The 18724-nt window shown below is 62.3% G+C and carries 12 protein-coding genes and 2 pseudogenes; 7 read left to right on the plus strand and 7 right to left on the minus strand.

Translation table 11 applies throughout. The features are described from left to right. Positions 1–24: 24 nt before the first annotated feature. Positions 25–1198: pseudogene (locus tag KO516_RS05640) on the plus strand (IS30 family transposase); the annotation flags it as partial. A gap of 7 nt (positions 1199–1205) precedes the next feature. Here KO516_RS05640 and KO516_RS24080 read toward each other — a convergent pair. Together KO516_RS24080 and KO516_RS05660 are read right to left on the minus strand one after the other, a co-directional pair. Continuing rightward, positions 1206–2063, minus strand: a pseudogene (locus KO516_RS24080) (IS3 family transposase); the annotation flags it as partial. Positions 2064–2257: 194 nt separating this feature from the next. Beyond that, positions 2258–2683, minus strand: coding sequence for a Fur family transcriptional regulator (locus tag KO516_RS05660; protein ID WP_216002827.1), 426 nt, complete (start codon positions 2681–2683; stop codon positions 2258–2260). 387 nt (positions 2684–3070) lie between these two features. Between KO516_RS05660 and KO516_RS05665 the strand changes: the two genes are divergently transcribed. From KO516_RS05665 to KO516_RS05680, 4 genes are all read left to right on the plus strand, one after another. Further along, positions 3071–3976 (plus strand): metal ABC transporter substrate-binding protein, encoded by a 906-nt coding sequence (locus KO516_RS05665; protein ID WP_305833083.1) that lies wholly within the window; start codon positions 3071–3073, stop codon positions 3974–3976. 92 nt (positions 3977–4068) lie between these two features. Beyond that, the gene (locus KO516_RS05670) at positions 4069–4971 is read left to right on the plus strand and encodes a manganese/iron ABC transporter ATP-binding protein (RefSeq protein WP_371742032.1); all 903 of its coding nucleotides are present in this window, start codon (positions 4069–4071) and stop codon (positions 4969–4971) included. Further along, on the plus strand, positions 4968–5831 hold the full coding sequence (locus tag KO516_RS05675; protein ID WP_216002828.1) for a metal ABC transporter permease: 864 nt from the start codon (positions 4968–4970) through the stop codon (positions 5829–5831). The genes KO516_RS05670 and KO516_RS05675 overlap by 4 nt, the downstream gene beginning before the upstream one ends. Continuing rightward, positions 5828–6676 (plus strand): metal ABC transporter permease, encoded by an 849-nt coding sequence (locus tag KO516_RS05680; protein ID WP_216002829.1) that lies wholly within the window; start codon positions 5828–5830, stop codon positions 6674–6676. Before KO516_RS05675 ends, KO516_RS05680 begins: the two co-directional genes overlap by 4 nt. Before the next feature lie 112 nt (positions 6677–6788). Here KO516_RS05680 and KO516_RS05685 read toward each other — a convergent pair whose 3' ends face one another. From KO516_RS05685 to KO516_RS05695, 3 genes are all read right to left on the minus strand, one after another. Beyond that, the gene (locus KO516_RS05685; protein WP_216002830.1) at positions 6789–11141 is read right to left on the minus strand and encodes a Calx-beta domain-containing protein; all 4353 of its coding nucleotides are present in this window, start codon (positions 11139–11141) and stop codon (positions 6789–6791) included. A 324-nt stretch (positions 11142–11465) separates the two neighbouring features. Beyond that, positions 11466–12230: a class I SAM-dependent methyltransferase gene (locus KO516_RS05690; protein WP_216002831.1), complete on the minus strand. Its 765-nt coding sequence runs from the start codon at positions 12228–12230 to the stop codon at positions 11466–11468. Between the two features lie 44 nt (positions 12231–12274). Continuing rightward, positions 12275–13267: an NAD(P)-dependent oxidoreductase gene (locus tag KO516_RS05695; RefSeq protein ID WP_216002832.1), complete on the minus strand. Its 993-nt coding sequence runs from the start codon at positions 13265–13267 to the stop codon at positions 12275–12277. 478 nt (positions 13268–13745) lie between these two features. On the opposite strand from KO516_RS05695, the gene KO516_RS05700 reads away from it, so the two are divergent. Continuing rightward, entirely contained in the window at positions 13746–14735 is a 990-nt protein-coding gene (locus KO516_RS05700) for a glycosyltransferase family 2 protein (RefSeq protein WP_252737421.1), read from the plus strand. Next, complete coding sequence (locus KO516_RS05705) at positions 14732–15655, plus strand: glycosyltransferase family 2 protein (RefSeq protein WP_216002834.1); 924 nt, start codon at positions 14732–14734, stop codon at positions 15653–15655. Before KO516_RS05700 ends, KO516_RS05705 begins: the two co-directional genes overlap by 4 nt. Positions 15656–15662: 7 nt before the next feature. On the opposite strand, the gene KO516_RS05710 is transcribed toward KO516_RS05705, so the two are convergent. Next, the gene (locus KO516_RS05710; protein WP_216002835.1) at positions 15663–16493 is read right to left on the minus strand and encodes a sulfotransferase; all 831 of its coding nucleotides are present in this window, start codon (positions 16491–16493) and stop codon (positions 15663–15665) included. A 46-nt stretch (positions 16494–16539) separates the two neighbouring features. Beyond that, positions 16540–18717, minus strand: coding sequence for a polysaccharide biosynthesis tyrosine autokinase (locus tag KO516_RS05715; protein ID WP_216002836.1), 2178 nt, complete (start codon positions 18715–18717; stop codon positions 16540–16542). Positions 18718–18724: the final 7 nt, after the last annotated feature.

Here is an 18724-nt window from a genome sequence, read left to right on the forward strand (position 1 = left end):
TATGAATCCTGACCCTAACCGTAATCAGCCTCCGGAAAAACCGGGGCGGTTCAGTTCGACTATCGGGCCACTGCCGCGCAGTGGCATGCGGATCGTGCGACCAAGCGTCCAAAGATCGGCAAGCTTGCAGTGAACCCGGTCCTGCGCGACTACGTGCAGGATCGGCTCTCCGGCCTCATTGCCACACCGGACGGAATCGCCTTCGAAGGTCCCGTCAAGCTATGGAAAGGACGGCGAACCGTTCTCCGGCATCGCCGCCGCTGGTCATCTGCCTGGAGCCCAGAGCAGATCTCACAGCGCCTGAAGGTGGACTTTCCCGAGGATCCAACCATGCGCATCAGCCATGAAGCCATCTATCAGGAGCTTTACATTCAGGGACGCAGGGCACTGAGGCGAGAACTCTCAGCCTGTCTCCGCTCTGGGCGCGCACTCAGGCTGCCCCGCGAACGAGCCCGGAACTGGGGCAAGGCCTTCATCGCCGATGCCCTGATGATCAGCGACCGCCCAGCGGAGATCGGCGACAGGGCCGTTCTTGGTCATTCATTGCTCGGCAGTGCATTTGCAAAGAAAATGGCACGAGAGGGGGAAGGCGACCTCATTCTTGGTCTCGGCAGATCGGTGATCGGCACACTGGTCGAACGCACGACCCGCTTCACCATGCTCCTGCACTTGCCGCGAATGGAGGGGCACGGAACGGCCAAGTCCGTCAAGAATGGGCCGGCGCTTGCTGGTCACGGCGCCGAGGCCGTCCGGGATGCCATCGCAGGGACGATCAGCTGCCTGTCTGCCGAGCTACGCCGCTCGTTGACCTGGGACCAGGGGGCCAAGATGGCCCAACACGCGCAACTGCGGATTGCTACCGGTCTTGAGATCTACTTCTGCGGCCCTCAAAGCCCTCAAAGCCCTCAAAGCCCTCAAAGCCCTCAAAGCCCTCAAAGCCCTCCTCGGCCGATTGCCGCGCAATCGTCTGGTGGGCAATGCATGGCAACGCGGCAGAAATGAAAACATCAATGGTGTGCTCCGCCAATACTTCCCAAAGGGTACGGACCTAAGCTGGCATGGCGCTGATGAGCTGAGCGCCGTTGCAAACGCGCTGAACACGCGCCCCAGGGAAACATTGGGCTGGAAAACACCGGCAGAGGCTCTCAGCCAGCTGCTCAAACAGGATATGATCGACGGTGTTGCGACGACCGGTTGAATCCGCCTTGGCTGCCGCGATCAGTGTGGTGCAAGCAGCCCTTGAGCGGTTGCCGCAGTGCGATGCCCATTTTCAGCGCCCGGATGGCCAGGTCGCGTTTCATCCGGTTGCTGACCGCCCAGCCAATGACACACCTCGAATGCAACTCGAGGATCACGGCGAGGTAGAGCCAACCCTCCTGCGTGCAGACATCGCTGATGTCGCCCGCCCACGTCTGGTTCGGACAATCGGCCGAGACGTCGCGATCCAGCAGGTTCGGCGCGATATTGAACCTGTGGTTGCTGTCCGTGAACGCATTGAACCTCTTGTTTCTTTCCACGGAAATGCCGTTCTCACGCATCAGCCGACCGACGCGACGACGCCGACACCCAGATCCAACTCTTTCAGTTCTCCGGTCATGCGTGGGCGGCCATAACTCCCCAGAGACAGGGCGAACTGTTCGCGGATGTGCGCGAGGAACACCATATCCTTTCGCTGGCCCTGGCTCAGCGGACGATTACGGTAGCCGCGATACCCTCGTGGGCTGACATCCAAGATCTGGCACAGCCGCTCGACAGAGAGCATGTCCGCGTTCTTTGCAATGAAAGCAAACCTCATGCCAAGAATTGGATAGCCTTTTTTAATACCTCCCTCTCCTCCCGAAGCATGCGGTTCTCTTTGCGCAGCTCCGCAGCTCCGCAGCTCCGCGTGCAAGATCAGATTGGGCAGCAGGCTTCTCTGGATTGCGCCGATCCTGCTGTATCCAGCGGCTCAGCGTCGAGAAGCCAATCCCGAAATCCGCCGCCACCCGCTTGCGCGGCAAGCCGCTCCTCAACGCAACGCGCACGGCTTTTGCGCGGTATTCCTCGGTCGGTCGTGATGCCATCTGTGTTCTCCCTTGCGACACAAGACGTGGTCCAAGGAGCGGCACAATCCCGCGACAGGTGTCAAAGATATATCATTCGAGACGCCGCTATGCACGGATCTCTGGTCATGAGGGCAGCCTCAGGCAGCCGGTCCAAATCGGGTGGTTCCTTTTCTGGGGGCAGGGCCAAGCTTGAAAACGAACCGGCTCTGGGCCTACCGGCGTTTCTTTGCTCTCACGTAGATCTCGAAGCGATGCCCGACGATATCGAAGCCGTGCTCATCGGCGATCTTTTTCTGAAGCTCTTCGATCTCATCGCAACGAAATTCGATGATTTCATCGGTCTCGACGTTGACGAGATGATCGTGATGTTCCGAACCGCCCGCCTCATACCGCGCGCGACCGTCGGCGAAGATATGACGCTCGATCAGACCGTAACTCTCGAGCGTATTCATCGTGCGATAAACCGTGGCGATCGAAATGCTCGGAGCGAGCCTGACAACACGCCGGTGGAGCTCCTCGGCATTGGGATGGTCGGGGGAGTCTGACAGGATCTTGAGAATGATCCGTCGCTGCTCGGTCACCCGCATGCCTTTTTCCTTGCAGAGCTCTTCCAGCTTTTTCTCGAGATTGTCTGTCATTCCGCCCGCTTCTTGCGTTTTTTCGTCACCCGGCATCGATGCGCCCCCGAGACTGGCTCGCAAGATAGCAGGTCGGCCCGGAGGGGTCATTACCGGATACGCCCCTGACCAGAGTGTCCATGTTTACGGCGGTTGCATGTGGTGTGGCCAGGGCGGGGTAGGGCGCAGATCCCAGACGAAACTGTGATCCTGCGCGGCGGGTCCGTGGCGACTTTGATCTGGTGCAAAAAGGGGCTGCGCCATGGGGCAGCCTGAGGAGGTACCATTATTGCGAATGAATTGCAGTTGCAATGCGTGCGCGATGCGCTATCACTATTGCGACTCACTCTCAATTATTGTGCAGGCGGTGGACGCCAGAGATTTGATTGGACCATGAAAGGACCAGCTATGACTTTGACGATGATGCGGCTGATGGGGGCGGTGACGGCAACGGCGCTGACGAGCGGCGCCGCATTCGCTGACGAGGAGCGGATGAAGGTCGTGACCACCTTCACGGTTCTGGCGGATATGGCGCAGCAGGTGGCAGGCGATGCGGCGGATGTCGTCTCGGTGACGCGGCCGGGGGCCGAGATCCATGGCTATCAGCCAACGCCGCAAGATATCGTGCGCGCGCAGGGTGCGGATCTTATCCTGTGGAACGGCATGAATCTGGAACTGTGGTTCGAGCAGTTCCTCGCCAACCTGAAAGATGTGCCGTCGGTGACCCTGACAGAAGGCATCGAACCGATCCCGATTGCCGCGGGGGCCTATGAGGGGCTTCCCAACCCGCACGCTTGGATGGGGCTTGATAACGCGCTGATCTATATCGACAACATCCTCAAGGCCTTCGTCGAGAACGACCCGGAAAACGCGCAGATCTATGCCGACAACGCCGCGACCTATAAGGAAGAACTGCGCGCCACGCTCGAACCGTTGCGCCAGCAGGTTGCTGCGATCCCCGAAGCGCAGCGCTGGCTGGTGACCTGCGAAGGCGCGTTCAGCTATCTCGCGCGCGACTTCGGCATGCGCGAGCTGTACCTCTGGCCGATGAACGCCGACCAGATGGGCACGCCGCAACAGGTGCGCGCGGTGATCGACGGTGTGAAGGAAAACGATATCCCCGTGGTCTTCTGCGAGAGCACCGTCAACACCGCACCGGCCGAGCAGGTGGCGCGGGAAACCGGCGTGCATTATGGCGGGGTGCTGTATGTCGACAGCCTGTCGGAACCCGATGGCCCGGTTCCGTCCTATCTCGATCTGCTCAGGGTCACGTCACAGACGGTGGCGGATGGCCTTACGGCAGACACGCACTAAGATCTTCCTTGAAGAAACAGCCTGCTGGGCAAAGGATCGCCCGGCAGGTCTTTGCCGTTCGAGGGACCGACCTCTCCAACAGAAGGCGCAAGATGAAACATGACATGCAGATGAATGACGCAATACCCTCCGAAGGGTTTGGTCCCGGAAGCGGGATCGAGGCGCGGGATGTGACTGTAAGCTATCGCAACGGCCATACCGCCTTGCGCAACGCCACGTTCGAAATTCCCCGCGGCACGGTGACGGCTCTTGTGGGGGTGAACGGGTCTGGGAAATCGACGCTGTTCAAGGCGATCATGGGCTTTGTTCCCGCGGCCAAAGGCAACATCCGCCTGCTTGGGCTCGACGTCAAGCAGGCGCTGAAGCGCAACCTAGTTGCCTATGTGCCGCAATCCGAAGAGGTCGATTGGTCCTTTCCGGTTCTGGTCGAGGATGTGGTGATGATGGGCCGCTACGGGCATATGGGCTTTCTGCGCCGCCCCGGTCAGGCCGACCGCGACGCGGTGGACAGGGCGCTCGGGCGCGTGAACATGCTGGAATTCCGCCACCGCCAGATCGGTGAGCTGTCCGGCGGGCAGAAAAAGCGCGTCTTCCTTGCCCGGGCGCTGGCGCAGGACGGTCATGTGATCTTGCTGGACGAGCCGTTTACCGGCGTCGATGTAAAGACCGAAGACCAGATCATCGCCCTGCTGCGCGAATTGCGCGACGAAGGGCGGGTGATGCTGGTCTCGACCCATAACCTCGGCACGGTGCCGGAATTCTGCGACCGGACGGTTCTGGTGAAAGGCACGGTTCTGGCCTATGGGCCGACGAAATCCACCTTCACCCGGGAAAACCTCGAAGCGGCCTTTGGCGGCGTGCTGCGGCATTTCACCCTCGGCGGCGCGGATCTGCACGATGACGACGATACGCGCAAGCTGTCGATCCTGACCGATGACGAGCGGCCCTTCGTGCAATATGGCAACAAGACCAAGGTGGTGGAAGAGCAGCAATGAGTACGCTTCTCGAACCGTTCACCTATGGCTACATGACCAATGCCATGTGGGTTTCGGCCCTTGTCGGCGGCGTCTGTGCCTTCCTGTCGTCTTACCTGATGCTCAAGGGTTGGTCGCTGATCGGCGATGCGCTGTCGCATTCCGTGGTGCCGGGGGTGGCCGGGGCTTATATCCTTGGTCTGCCCTTCGCGCTTGGCGCCTTCATCTCGGGCGGGCTCGCGGCGGCGGCGATGCTGTTCCTGTCGGACCGCTCCGGGCTGAAGGTCGATGCGATCATCGGCATCATCTTCACCTCCTTCTTCGGGCTGGGTCTGTTCATGGCCTCGGTCAATCCGATGGCGGTGTCGATCCAGACCATTACCATGGGCAACATCCTTGCCATCACCCCGGAAGACACGCTGCAGCTGGCGCTCATCGGCTTTGTCTCGCTTGCGATTCTGCTGCTGAAATGGAAAGACCTCATGGTCGTCTTCTTCGACGAAAGCCACGCGCGGTCGATCGGCTTGCGCCCCGGCCTGTTGAAGGCGGTGTTCTTCATGCTGCTCTCGGCTTGCGTCGTGGCGGCGATGCAGACGGTCGGGGCCTTCCTCGTGATTGCCATGGTGGTGACACCTGGGGCCACCGCCTATCTGTTGTGCGACCGGTTCTCGCGGCTGATCCTGACCTCGGTCGCCATCGGCACGATCACCAGCTTTGTCGGCGCTTACGTCAGCTACTTCCTCGATGGGGCGACGGGCGGGATCATAGTGGTTCTGCAAACGCTGATCTTCCTGTGCGTCTTCGTCTGGTCGCCCAAGCATGGGCTTCTGGCGGCGCGGCGCAAGGCCGCACAAGCGCTTCAGACGGAGGTGGCGCAATGATGGACACCCTTCTTTTGCCGTTCCAGTTCAGCTTCATGCAGAATGCTTTTCTGATTTCGCTGATCGTTTCGATCCCCACCGCGCTGCTGTCCTGCTTTCTAGTGCTCAAGGGCTGGGCGCTGATGGGGGACGCGGTCAGCCATGCGGTGCTGCCGGGGATCGTGCTGGCCTATATCCTTGGCTTTCCGCTGATCCTCGGGGCGTTTGGCGCGGGCATGGTGACGGCCCTCGCCACTGGCTTTCTCTCTGACAACAGCCGCGTGAAGCAGGACACCGTGATGGGGGTGGTGTTCTCGGGCATGTTCGGGCTGGGGATCGTGCTCTATGTTTCGATCCATACCAACATTCATCTCGATCACATCCTGTTCGGGAACATGCTGGGCGTCGGAACCGAGGATCTGTGGACTGCCGGGCTGATCTCGGCCTTTGTCAGCGCTGCGCTGCTGCTGAAATGGAAGGATCTGATGCTGCATGCCTTCGATCCGGCGCAGGCGCGGGCCTCGGGGCTTCCTGTCGGGTTGCTGCATTACGGCCTGCTGACGATCCTGTCGCTGACCATCGTGGCGACGCTGTCGGCCACCGGGCTGATCCTTGCGGTGGGCCTGCTGATCACGCCCGGCGCGATTGCCTTTCTGCTGGTGCGCAGCTTTGGCAAGATGCTGGCGGTGTCAGTCGCGGTCTGCATGTTTGCGATGCTGGCGGGGACCTATCTGAGCTTCTTCCTCGACAGCGCCTCCGCACCAACGATCGTGCTGATCCTGACGGCGATCTTTCTCGTGGCCTTCGTGCGCAGAACGTTGCTGACCCGGCGCGCCTCCTCCGGCAAGGCACAGTTTCAGAGCTAGGGGGCCGGCGCCCGCAGGCGTATGGCGATATCCGCGACACGCGCAGAGCAGGGGCAGCGGCGGTTGCCCCCCATCCAAACCGGCCCGGGCGGGATGCGCCCGGGCCGCTTGCCTAGAGAAAGGCGATGGTCGCGGTTTCCAGTTCGGTGGCGGTTACGCCCTCGATCAGCACAGACCCGGTTGCCCAGGCCAGCAACACGCCATCGGCCTGATCGGCGACGCTAAGATCCGACAGATCCGTGACACCGACCCGCAGCTCCAGTTGATCGTCTGCCAAGGTAAAGTCGGAAATCACATCGGCGCCGGTGCCGCGTCCAAAGACAAACACATCCTCTCCGGCGCCGCCGGTCAGCGTGTCGTCTCCGGTGTTGCCCACAAGCCGGTCGTTCCCCAGATCGCCGTTCAGGCTGTCATTGCCGCCGCCGCCGTTGATCCGGTCGTTCCCCGCGCCGCCCCAGACCGTATCGGCGCCGAAGGCCCCGCCTTGGGCAGTGTCGATATACAGATCGTGGCCATTGCCAAGAAAGGCCCGGTCGGTGCCGTTGCCGCCTTCGACACGATCATTGCCATTCTCGCCGTAGAGCGTGTCCGCGCCGCTGCCGCCGACCAGCGTGTCATGGTGAAAGCCGCCGCGCAGCACGTCATTGCCATCTGCGCCGACAAGCGAATCCCGCCCACCATTGCCGTACAACAGATCATCGCCGCCACCGCCATTGATCGTATCATTGCCGCCATCGCCCCAGACCGTATCTTGCCCTAGCGCGCCGCCCTGAGCGGTGTCGGTGTATAGATCGTTGCCAAGCCCGAGCCGCGCCATGTCGGCTCCGTCGCCACCGCGCACCGTGTCGTTCCAGCCCCCTGCCAGCAGCAGGTCCGCGCTGGCCCCGCCCTCCAGCAGGTCGGCGCCGTCACCGCCGATCAGCGTATCGGCGCCGCTCTCGCCGTACAGCGAGTCATTGCCAAGACCGCCTTCGACGCTGTCATCGCCAAGCTGGCCATGCACAAGATCGTCGCCGCCGCCGGTCGAGATCGTATCGTTGCCGGAGCCGCCCCAGACCGTGTCGGCCCCTTCGGCGGTGTTCTGCGACGTGTCGGTGTAGACATCGTCGCCGCCGCCAAGGAAGGCACGATCTCGCCCGTCGCCGCCCCAGACGCTGTCGTTGCCGTTGTCTGCCCACAGCCGATCCCTTGCGGTGCCGCCGTGCAGTTGATCGGCGCCGGTGCCGCCGTGCAGGCTGTCATTGCCGCCGCCACCCTGCAAGGTGTCCTCGCCGTCTTCGCCCCAGAGCACGTCATTGCCCGCTTCGCCCGCCAGAAGATCGTTGTCAGCGCCGCCGAACAGCGTGTCATTGCCGAGGCCTCCTCGCAATGTGTCGCCCCCGGCTTCGCCGCGCAGCAGATCGGCGCCGTCTTCGCCGACCAGCAGGTCGTTATCGAGCCCACCCCAAAGCCGGTCATTGCCCGGGCCGCCCCAAAGCCGGTCGCGCCCAGCGTTGCCGAACAGCGTATCGGCGCCGAACCAGCCAAAGACCGTGTCATTGCCCGCCAGTGCGTCGATGTTGTCGGCCCCCATGGTGCCGATCAGCCTGTCATCCATCGTTGTGGGCGTGCCGCCATAGCCCGCGCCATCCTCGATGCTTACGGTGACCGACGGGATGGTACCATTGACATAAGTGCCTGCCCGCGCTGTGAAATTGAGCTGAAAGGTCTCGGTGCCCTCGACCAGATTGTCGCTGCGGGTGCGCACCAGCACGGTGGCGCTGGTCTGTCCGGGAACAAAGGTGACGGTGTCGGTGACAAGCGTGACATCGTCGCCAAGCGTCGCTGTGAATCCGGTGGCGGTGACATCGAATGTTTCCGCCGTGGTCAGCGGCTGCGACAGCTGCACCTCGATGGCGCGCAGGAAGGTGCCGCCATAGCCCTCGAACACGGGATCGGGCGAGGCCAGCAGCATGGTGTTCGACCCGGCGCCGTCATCATCAAGGATGGTCGCGTTCGCGCGCAGCGTCGACACGCCGCCCGCAAGGCTGGCGTTGGACGATTCATCATACAGTTCGATGGCGAAATTCTCGTCGCGCTCGTCGCTGCTGTCGCTGCGGATGTAGACGTAGATGCTGGCGGTCGTCTCGCCCGCGGCAAAGGTCACCGTGCCGTTGTTGCTGGAACTGCTCGACGCGTAATACAGATCATCGTCGTCGGCCGAGCCGGTCAAAAGCGTGCGGTAATTGACCGTGACGGCATCGGTGGCCGGTTCAGACAGGGTGACCACAAAGCGCAGGTATTCCCCTTCCAAGTTTGTACTATCCGCGATCGAAATTACCGGTCCCAGACCACTGTCGTCGTCAAGAATGGTCGCGGTTCCAACCAATCCGCCGCTTCCCAGGGACACGCCCAATGGCGGTGTGACGACAAGCGAAAACGCCTCGGATGGCTCTGACAGCCGATCGCCGAACACGGGGACCGCCACGGTCGCCGTGTTTTCACCCGCAGCGAAGGTGACGGTCCCGGATTGCGCCTGATAATCCTGCCCGGCGGTGGCCGACCCATCTGCGGTGCTGTACCTCACGGTCAGCGCGCTTGAGGCGGGCTGCGACAGGTCAATCTGGAACAGCGCCAACTGGCTGCCGCTGTCGCCTTCGATCAGCAAGGGATCAGAAACGAACAGATCAAGGTTCGGTCCGGTGCCGTCATCGTCATAAATCACGGCGTTGGCGCTCAGTACGGCGGCGCCTCCGGCAAGCGCGGCGTTGTCGGATTGATCGTAAAGCTCGATGCTGAAGTTCTGATCGCGCTCGTTGGTAGAATCGCTTCGGGCGTAAACATAAATGCTGGCGGTGGTTTCGCCGGGGGCGAAGGTCACCGTGTCGTTGTTGCTGCTGCTGCTGGACGCGTAATAAAGATCATCCTCATTGGCGGTTCCGTTCAGCAGAGTGCGGTAGTTGACGGTGACCGCATCGCTCGCCGGTTCCGACAGGGTCACCACGAACCGGATGTATTCGCCTTCAAGCGCTGCGCCATCCGCAATCGAAATCACAGGTCCGGCGCCGCTGTCGTCGTCGAGGACGGTGGCTGTCCCGACCAGCCCGCCTGTTCCGAACACCGAATTAGAGGGCGGCGTGACCACCAGTGAAAACGCCTCGGTCGGCTCGGAGATCATGTCTCCGAAGACCGGCACAGCGACGCTGGCGGTGGTTTGGCCCGGCGCAAAGGTCACGCTGCCCGATTGGGCCTGATAATCCTGCCCGGCAATGGCCGATACATTTTTCGTGGTGTAGAGGACGGTCAGCGCGCTTGACGCTGGCCGCGACAGGTCGATCTCGAACAACGCCAGCTGGCTGCCGCTGTCGCCCTCGACCAGAACCGGGTCGGACACGAACAGATCAAGGTCCGATCCGGTACCATCGTCGTCGTGGATGATGCCGTTTGCACGCAGTACCGGTGCATCCCCTGCCAATGCGGCATTCGCGGATTCATCGAAGAGCTCGATGGTGAAATTATTGTCAATTTCGTGGGTGGCATCGCTGCGGGCGTAGACATAGATGCTGGCAGTGGTCTCGCCGGGGGCGAAGGTTAATGTGCCGTTGTTGCTGGTGCCGGTTGGGGCGTAGTACAAATCGTCATCATTGGCGGTGCCGTTCAGCAGGGTGCGATAATTAACCGTGATCGCATCAGTCGCCGGTTCGGACAGGCTTACCACGAAGCGCAAGTACTCGCCTTCGAGCGCCGCGCCATCTGCGATCGAGATCACCGGACCGGGGCCGCTGTCATCGTCGAGGATCGTCGCGCTGCCCACCCGCCCGGCGGTGCCGGTGAGCGGTCCAGAGATCGGTGTAATCACAAGATCAAACGCTTCGGAAAATTCCGAGATGCTGTCGCCGATGATCGGCACCGTGACCAAGGCGACGGTCTGCCCGGTGAAGGTGATCGAGCCGCTGCGCGCCTGATAGTCCTGCCCGGCGGTGGCAGATCCGTCGACGGTGCTGTAGTTGACCAGCAATGCGGTGGAAGGAATCTGCGACAGCCGGACTTCGAACACCGCGTTGCGGGTGCCGCTGTCCCCCTCGACGATGGTCGGATCGGACACGAACAGATCGAGGTTTGATCCGCTGCCGTCTTCATCAAGGATCACACCGGTCGCGCTCAGCGTGTTGCCGCCGCCTGTCAGATCGACATTTGCCGACGGATTGAACAGTTCGACCACGAAGTTCTCGTCGCGCTCATCATCATTGTCGCCGCGGGCGTAAACGTTGATGGTCGTGGTGGTCTCGCCGGGGCTGAAGGTGATCGTGCCGTTGTTGGTGTTGCTGGTCGGGGCGTAATACAGATCATCGTCGTTGGCGGTGCCGGTGGTCAGGGTGCGCCACTGAACTGTGGCTTCATCGGTCAGCGCCTCCGACAGTGTGACGGTGAAGGTGACATATTCGTTTTCAAGAGCGGTGCCGTTGGAAATATCGATCGTTGGCATGGGTAATCCCCGTCATTTTAACTGGTTAAAGTACACGCGAACCGCAAGGAGGGTGCGCAAAGCTGGAATTTTACCGTATCGAGAGGGGTTGCAGGCCCGACACCGGGGCGGGCGCTGTCTTTGAAATGCCAAAGGCATGATTGTCGATGCCAGCATCGCGCAAACCAAACCACACTCGATACCTACGTTAATGAATCGTTAACCCGACTTCCCGAACGGTACGCCGCAGCTTTGCGTCGCGTCAACATTTTGTGAGCAACCGGCGGGTCGCGACGACACCAAATTGGGCCCTGCGCGATGGACGCCGCGATTTCGCTTTCGGCATCAATCCTTTCGTACGGCCCTCAGGATCACCGGATTGCCGATCCTGTCGGACAGCCCGGCAAGCTGCGCAATCCGTTCAAGCGCCGAGGAAATCTCGGGTCGCTTGAGGGTCCGGTGCAGCACCATGGGAAAGACGAACTGGCCGGTCTCGCGAATGTTGCAAAAGCCGTGGCTATCAAGGGCGGCGTGCATGTCACGGCGGGCAATGGTCCGATAGCGGCGCGTATCGCCCTCGACTTTCTTTTTCAGCCCAAAGAGCAGCGGCTCTAGCAGGTTGGCGCCGCCCGGAATCGGATAGTCGAGGATCACCGCATGCCGGGCGACCCGCGTCAGTTCCGACAGATGCTGCTGCCAGTCGGCGACATGGGCCAGCATCCGGAAAGACGTCACCACGTCGAAACTGCGATCGGCGAAGGGCAGGGCGGTCAGACTGCCGATCTGCGTTTGCAGCTCGGGATGCGACAGGTCACGAACACGGCCAAGCGCCAGCTCGCAGCTGGCAAGCACGCAGACCGGGTGGCCACGGGGCAGCAACGCATCGGCCACCTGCCTGTGCCCCCCCCCGACGTCGAGAACCCGCGCCCCGGGCCATGGCGCGATCATCTGGCGCAGGATCTCGGTCTGGCGCGACAGCAGCCAGGTGCCGGCCACCCCTTCGAAGCGGCGTGCATAGCGTTCGGACGATGAGTCAAGGTCTGGCGCCTCTGCGCCGATGTCCGGCTGCGCCAGCGGGCTGCCATTCAGATCCGTGTCTGTCGTGTTCATATCACTCAATACCCAACCAATCGAAATGTCTGAAAAAGGCGATCTCAGGACGGCGTCAGATAACCCCGCTCGGAATAATCCTTGATGATGTCGGCAACCTCGCCGGAAAAATCCTGTTTCGGTTTGAACCCGAGCTGGGCGCGCGCCTTCGAGATGTCGAAGGCGCGGTTCTTGAGAAAGAACGACACGCGCCGGGGAAACAGCGGCGGTTCAATGCCAAAGGGCTTGCACAAGGTCTCGGTCACATGCGCCAGCGCCATCACCGGGCCGGTCGGAAGATGCAGGCCCGGTTCTGGCACGTTCAGCTGCCGCGAGATCTCCTGAACCGTATCCTTGAGGGTCATGTACCTGTCGCCGCCGATCAGGTAGGCCTCGGCGTTGATCTGCGTGGCCTGCATCGCCAGCACGAAGGCCTCCGCCAGATCGCGCACATCGATCCAGTGGGTCAGCGCCAGACCTTTGCCAACGTAAAAGAACTTCTTCTGCGCGATCATCCGGAACAGTTTAAGCGTCCGGGTGTCGCCGGGGCCGTAGATCATCGCCGGGCGCAGCACCGCACCGCTGATCTGCCCTGATTTGAAAAAGGACATGGCGATGTTCTCGCCGGCAATCTTGGATTCCTGATACAGATCGCCGGGGTTGAACGGCATGGTCTCGTCGCCGGGCGGGTTCGCGACATGGCTGTGCACGCCGTTGGTCGAACAATGCACGATGCGCGGCACGCCCGCTGCAATCGCCGCCTCGAACACGTTCTGTACGCCCGCGACATTGACATCGTGAAACGCCTTGTCCGGAACGTTGGCCTGCCGGAACAGCGCCGCAACGTGATAGACGCCGCTGATGCCCTGCATGGCAGCGGGCAGCGTTTCGGGTTGCGTGATGTCGGCGATGATCACCTCGGCATATGGTTCAAGCGCCGCCGCCTGTGACGCCTTGCGCACCATGGCGCGCACCGCGATGCCCTTTGAATGAAGATGGCGCACAAGGTGCTCGCCAACAAATCCCGCCGCTCCGGTTACCAGATAAAGACCTTGCATACCAAACCCTCTGAAGCCCGTGAAATTCGGACAGGGACAGTGTGGGCCGCGTTGGATTTTCTGGCAAGACCGGGACGCGAAGTTTGCCGATTCAGACTCGCCCGCAAAAACTGGCGGTGAAGATATCATCCGTGCCGGCTATTTCCGGCGCGGCGCGCGTGCATGGCAGCGGATTTTCGGGGTTCAGAGCCTCGGCGCGCAGCTGTGCCTTGCAAAGACGAATTGTCTGCCGGTAAGCTTGGCCTCAAGGTCATTTCGATCAAACTGCGCCCGGTGTCATCTTGTCTTTGATCGGGTCTGTATTTGTATTTACCCCCGGTCTTCCGGGGGGTTCCAGTGCACGAGGTTGCTTGACCATGTTCCGGACCGTCACTCTGCGCGCATGCGCGCCTGCCACGGGTAGCATGGCGATGATCGCAGCGCCGATTGAGCGACGCTGGCACGCAGAGATCCGGCGATGAATGCGCAGGATCCCGTGATGCATCCGAAGCCAGCTGTGCTGCCCGCCGAGGTTCTGGTGGGCATCCCGGCGCTGAACGAGTCCGCCCATATCGAGGCCTGCCTGCTATCGCTGCTTGGCGACGATCCCTTCATGCAGGACGTGACGCTGATCGTCGCCGACGGCGGCAGCAGCGACGACACCCGCGAGATCGTCCGGCGCCTTGCGACGCGCCTTGCGAACCTGCGCCTGATCGACAACCCGGCAAAGCTGCAAGCCGCCGCCATGAACGCCATCGTCGCAAAGGCCGGGCCACAGCACCGCTTCCTTGTGCGCTGCGACGCCCATGCGGCCTATCCGGCGGGCTATGTGCGGGCGGTCGCCGAAAGCCTCGCGCAGCGGCCCGAGGCGGCATCCGTCGCGACGGTGATGGATGCGGTCGGCGAGGGATGCTTTGCGCGTGCGGCGGCCTGGGTGGTCGACACGCCGCTCGGGTCGGGCAAATCGGCGCATCGGGGCGGATCGCAGTCGGGTTGGGTCGATCATGCCCATCACGCCGGTTTCCGGCTGGACTGGTTCGGCCAGATCGGCGGTTACGATCCGGCGTTTTCCCACAATGAGGACGCCGAGCTTGATCACCGTCTGGGTCTTGCCGGAGGGAAAATCTGGCTGGATGCCGATATCCGGCTGGATTACCGGATGCGCCCCACGCTGCCCAAACTGTTCAGGCAATACTGGAACTATGGTCGGGGCCGCGCCAGAACCGTGCTCAAGCACCGGATGCGGCCGCGGCTGCGCCAGATTTTCCCGCTGCTCGCCGTGCTTGGCATCGTGGCGTCTTTGGGGCTGGGGCTGCTTTGGTCTCCGGCGCTGCTGCTCGCGGCCAGCTATGCTGCGTTGATGGTGGGGGTCTCGCTTGCGGGGGCCGTCGCGTTGCGCTCGGCCTGTGGGCTGTTGGCCGGGCCGGCGATGGGCGCGATGCACATCGCCTGGGGGCTGGGGTTCTTGCGACAGGTGATCTTGCGATGAGCGCGCCGTTTCACCGGATTGACGCCTTGCTTTGCACCTTCCGGCGGCCGGAAGTGCGTGACACGCTGCTCTCGCTCGAGGCGCTGGACCTGCCAGCAGGCATCGATCTGCGCATCGTCGTGGCCGACAATGACGACACGCCGAGTGCGCGTGAGATCGTCTTTGAAACGGCGGCGCAGATGCGCCTGCCGGTGCTTTACCTGCACGCGCCGGCCTTCAACATCTCGGTTGCGCGCAATGCCGGGCTGGAGGCGGCTTCGGAGCGACAAGCCGATTGGGTCGCCTTTCTCGACGATGACGAACGGGCTGATGCCGATTGGTTGGCGCGGCTTGTGGCCCGCGCAAAGGAAACCGGGGCCGACGCGGTATTCGGCCCGTCGCTGGCCGAATACGGCCCGGATGCGCCGGACTGGATACGCGGTCAGGATTACCATTCGAACCGGCCGGTGCGTCGCGGCACGGTCGTGCAGACAGGGCACACGTGCAATGCGCTTTTGCGCTGGAACAGTGCCGCATGGCGCGATCAGCGCTTCGACGTGGCACGCGGCAGGGCAGGCGGCGAGGACACCGAATTCTTTTTTCGCCTGCACCATGCGGGTGCGCGGTTCGAGATCGCCGAAGACGCGATCGTGCGCGAAGGCGTGGCGCCGTCCCGGATGACCTTTGGCTGGATTCTGCGCCGCAAGTTCCGCTCGGGGCAAAGCTATGCGGCGGGTGCGCACGGCTGGAAAAGCCGGGCGGCGCGCTGCGGCTTGGCGTTTGGCAAAGGCCTGTTCTGTGCCTGTACGGCGGGGCTGTTCGCGGCGTCGCGCGCCGGGCGCAATCGCTGGCTGTTGCGCGGGGCCCTTCATGCGGGCGTTGTCGCAGGATGCCTGAACCTGCGGCAACCGCAGATCTACGGTCTCGATTCCCGGCCCTGAGCCGCCGTCACACCTGCCAGGAGTCGAAAGGCAGCCCGGACAATACGCGAAAGGCGCGGGCATCGGGGGCCAGCCGTTCTGCGATTTCGGCGCGCAGTTCGGGCCCGATTGCAGGGGCAGACCGGTTCGGAGCGACCGACAGCAGGTTGCGCGCCTTGTCCCGCGCGCCCCGGCTGATGTAGCGATCAAAGCGGCGCAGGCCGCGACTACGCCATGCGCGCTGCACAAAACCGGGCAGGCGCGCGTTCGATGCGGCGTCGTTGAACGTGGGAATATCTGCGATACCGTAGCGAGAGACGCCGACGAAATCGACCACCCCATCCATCACCGACTGAGGGTCACGGCGCATCTGGTCGAAGTCGATGATCAGCAGCTGTTCACGGGCGAAGTGTTCCAGATAGGCGTTGATCTGCATGGTGTAGCGGCTGGTTTCAAGCATGTTCTGCCCGACCCGCGAGGCCATGAGTTCCTCGGGTTTGACCCGCGCGGTTCCGGTGCTCCAGGCATGTTGGTAATGCGAGATCAGACGATCGACAGGGTCGCGCGCCAGAAAGATCAGCCGGACATCGGGCAATATGCCGTGAATGCGCGCCGGAACGCCGCGCCACAAATGGCACATGGCGTAATTCGGCGACGCTTCGCCATAAATCGAGTATCCTGGATCGAACTGGCTTTGATACCACGACATTCCAAGCGGGAAGTTCATTTTAGGAACGAAGAAATCGGTTTCCTTCATCCGCGACATACCAATTTCGGGATGATTGGACAGATGATGATAAAGAGTGGTCGTGCCAGCGCGCATTGCGCCGATCACGATCAGGCCGGGAAGGAGTCTCATAGGTTTCATCCAAACTCCCTGTGATATTCTGGCTCCGACAGGTGCATTATACGTACTTGTATTTCTTCTGCGGTGCCTGCGGCGACATGGACAAAACGCTGATCATTTGCTGAGGATCAAGCTTTGCAAGGGATTCAAGCGCCGTCTCGACGGTGCCGGCATCCATGCCCCAGCGCACCATGAATACAACCTGATCCGCGGCACGGATCATCGGCGAGGCGTCGGATACCGGGGTCAGTGGCACGGTATCGAGGATCACGGCGCGGTAGCGCTGCTTGAGGTCCTTGAGCAGATCTTCCATCGGTTCCGACAGCAAAAGCCCTGCAGGATCGCCAAGACCGGAACGGGCGGTCAGCACATCTGCGCCGGAGTCGGGATCCTTGCGAATGGCGGCGTCGAGCGGCAGCTTGCCAGTCAGGACGTCGATCAGATCGGGGGTCGAGGTCATGTTCATCCGGCGCGCCAGCGACGGGCGGCGCAGGTCGGTTTCCACAAGGATGCAGCTCACGCCCATCTGCGACAGCGAGCGGGCGAGCAGAATGCTGGTCGTGGTCTTGCCGCAATCGCTTTCGCTTGAAGCAAAGGTCACGATGGTGCCGACTCCCTTTGGCATGCCCAGCAGCAGCTGGCTGCGCAGGGAGCGGATGCTTTCGGAAAGTGGGCCGAGCGGCTGGCGACGCACATGGTTCACCGGGTTTGCCGTGCGAAGCATGAACCGCCGCGCCCTTGGCTGAACCAATACCGTGCCGCCGGTCAGCGCCCTAAGCTGCATGGCGCTGCGCAGGGCATTGTCGGTCAGCGCCATCATGAAGACGATGCCCATGCCGGCAAACACCCCGCCGATGCCACCAAGCGCCACCGACATCGATTTACGCGGCGCGATCGGCGAGGTGGGCACGTCGGCATAGGAAATGACCTGAGAGTCGCTTTCCTGAAGATCGACGCTTTCGCTGGTCTCGGTGAATTTGTCGAGGAAGGTGGTGTAGACCGCCTGCTGCGCCTGGTAATCCCGCTCGAGCTGGGTCAGGCGCACCTCGCGGCCGGCCTGTTCGATGGCGCGGGCTTCAAGCTCGCGCAGCTCCGTGCGCAGCACATCGACCCGCGCGGCGGCGAGATCGACGCGCTGCGCCTGCTCGTTGCGCAGGCGGCGCGCCTCTTCGGCGATGGTCGACTCGAGCCTGTCGATGGCCGCAACCGTCTCGACGGTCTGGGCGGTGTCTGCGCCGAACCGTTCCAGCAACAGGTCGCGGCGCTGACGCAGGCTGACGACTTCGTTCTGCAGGCTGTCCAGAAGATCGGACTGGAACAGGCCGGTCGCCGCAATGGCGCCCTCGCGTTCGATCAGTGAATCGATCCCCGCAAGATCCGACTGCAGCTCGGCAAATTCCGCCGAGGCATCGTTGACGCGCCGCGACAGGTCTCCGATTTGCTGGGTCAGAAGTTCGCTGCCGCCAAACCCTTCGGCGAGGTTGCCGGTCCGGTAGTCGATCACCGCCCGTTCCGAAGCCTCGAGCTTCTCACGCATGCCGCTGATCCGCGTTTGCAGCCCGGTGGTCACCCGCCGCAGCCCCTCGAACTTGCGGTCAAGCTGGTCGTCCATGTAGACATCGACCACCGCATTCGGGATGGCCGAGGCAAGGAACCTGTCGGTCGACGAGAATTGAATGTCGACAAGATTGGTGTTTCCGACCTGCCGCACCGACAGGTTGGTCTTCATCTCACCGACAAAATCCGCCTCTTCACCAAGCAGCTCGCGCCCGGTGCGGGCGGCCAGAAGCACCGGATCGGTGGTTTCGCCGCCAGCTTCGGCATCGCCCGTATCCGGCGGGGCGACACCAAGAACCCGCTTGAGCGCCTCGACCGCAGCGTCGGCCAGCTGCACCAGAAGCGACGGGTCGGGTTCCGGCGGGCGCAGCGCGATGTTGAATTCGGGGCGCGTTTCAAGCTGTAGCCGTTCCGACACCTTCGACAGCAGACGCCCGGAATTGATGATGGCGATTTCGCCGGCAATCGCGTCGTCGTCGATTTTCAGATCTTGAATCAGCGCGCCCAGCACCCCGTCCGCACGGTTCGATTGCCCCATGAGGATCTGTGCCTTGGCAGCATAGGTTGGTTCGACCTCGAGCACGATGATGGCGGCAATCAGCGCGCCGGCAAAGCTCGTGGTAGCAATGATCCACCAGCCCCTTTTCAGAATCCTGAAAATGCTGCCAAAATCGATCACTGTCTCG

The organism is Citreicella sp. C3M06, assembly GCF_018860705.1.
Classification (GTDB): domain Bacteria; phylum Pseudomonadota; class Alphaproteobacteria; order Rhodobacterales; family Rhodobacteraceae; genus Salipiger.

Coding starts and splice junctions, on each gene's coding strand:
- KO516_RS05660 (WP_216002827.1), bottom strand. CDS start 2,683: ATGACAGACAATCTCGAGAAAAAGCTGGAAGAGCTCTGCAAGGAAAAA.
- KO516_RS05665 (WP_305833083.1), top strand. CDS start 3,071: ATGACTTTGACGATGATGCGGCTGATGGGGGCGGTGACGGCAACGGCG.
- KO516_RS05670 (WP_371742032.1), top strand. CDS start 4,069: ATGAAACATGACATGCAGATGAATGACGCAATACCCTCCGAAGGGTTT.
- KO516_RS05675 (WP_216002828.1), top strand. CDS start 4,968: ATGAGTACGCTTCTCGAACCGTTCACCTATGGCTACATGACCAATGCC.
- KO516_RS05680 (WP_216002829.1), top strand. CDS start 5,828: ATGATGGACACCCTTCTTTTGCCGTTCCAGTTCAGCTTCATGCAGAAT.
- KO516_RS05685 (WP_216002830.1), bottom strand. CDS start 11,141: ATGCCAACGATCGATATTTCCAACGGCACCGCTCTTGAAAACGAATAT.
- KO516_RS05690 (WP_216002831.1), bottom strand. CDS start 12,230: ATGAACACGACAGACACGGATCTGAATGGCAGCCCGCTGGCGCAGCCG.
- KO516_RS05695 (WP_216002832.1), bottom strand. CDS start 13,267: ATGCAAGGTCTTTATCTGGTAACCGGAGCGGCGGGATTTGTTGGCGAG.
- KO516_RS05700 (WP_252737421.1), top strand. CDS start 13,746: ATGCATCCGAAGCCAGCTGTGCTGCCCGCCGAGGTTCTGGTGGGCATC.
- KO516_RS05705 (WP_216002834.1), top strand. CDS start 14,732: ATGAGCGCGCCGTTTCACCGGATTGACGCCTTGCTTTGCACCTTCCGG.
- KO516_RS05710 (WP_216002835.1), bottom strand. CDS start 16,493: ATGAGACTCCTTCCCGGCCTGATCGTGATCGGCGCAATGCGCGCTGGC.